Below are 990 nucleotides of genomic sequence, written 5' to 3'. Positions count from 1 at the left end.
GTGGAATACGAGACCGACACCCGTCACTACGCCCACGTCGACTGCCCCGGCCACGCTGACTATGTGAAGAACATGATCACCGGTGCGGCGCAGATGGACGGCGCGATCCTGGTTGTGAACGCAGCCGACGGCCCGATGCCCCAGACCCGCGAGCACATCCTGCTCGGCCGTCAGGTGGGCATCCCCTACATGGTCGTGTTCATGAACAAGGTTGACCAGGTCGACGACGAGGAACTGCTCGAGCTGGTGGAAATGGAAATCCGCGAACTGCTGAGCTCCTACGACTACCCGGGCGACGACATTCCGATCATCGCGGGTTCGGCCCTGGCGGCGATGGAAGGCAACAACCCGGAAATCGGCGAAGAGAAAATCCGCGAGCTGATGGCAGCTGTGGACGAGTACATCCCGACCCCGGCGCGTGCCGTGGATCAGCCCTTCCTGATGCCGGTCGAAGACGTGTTCTCGATCTCGGGTCGTGGTACGGTTGTGACCGGTCGTGTGGAACGTGGCGTGATCAACGTGGGCGACGAGATCGAAATCGTCGGCATCCGCGACACGCAGAAAACCACCTGCACGGGTGTTGAAATGTTCCGCAAGCTGCTCGACCGTGGGGAAGCTGGCGACAACATCGGCGCGCTGCTGCGCGGCATCGACCGTGAAGGCGTTGAGCGTGGTCAGGTTCTGTGTAAGCCGGGTTCGGTGACACCGCACACCAAGTTCGAAGCTGAGGCCTACATCCTCACCAAGGACGAAGGTGGCCGTCACACGCCGTTCTTCGCGAACTACCGTCCGCAGTTCTACTTCCGTACGACGGACGTGACCGGGACCGTGAACCTGCCGTCGGGCACCGAGATGGTGATGCCGGGCGACAACCTGAAATTCGAAGTTGAGCTGATCGCGCCGATTGCTATGGAAGACGGTCTGCGCTTCGCCATCCGTGAAGGCGGTCGTACCGTCGGCGCTGGCGTCGTCTCGAAAATCATCGAATAA

Annotated in this window: 1 protein-coding gene; it reads left to right on the top strand. The window is 61.3% G+C overall.

Annotated elements, in window-relative coordinates:
• On the top strand, positions 1–990 hold a 990-nt coding region (tuf, locus tag WA237_RS18635), incomplete at its 5' end, for an elongation factor Tu (RefSeq protein ID WP_336099485.1).

It is taken from the genome of Roseovarius sp. CH_XMU1461, assembly GCF_037027165.1.
Classification (GTDB): Bacteria; Pseudomonadota; Alphaproteobacteria; order Rhodobacterales; family Rhodobacteraceae; genus Roseovarius; species Roseovarius nubinhibens.
The sequence above is the reverse complement of the archived record's forward strand: the minus strand, read 5'-3'. Positions and strand labels throughout refer to the sequence as shown.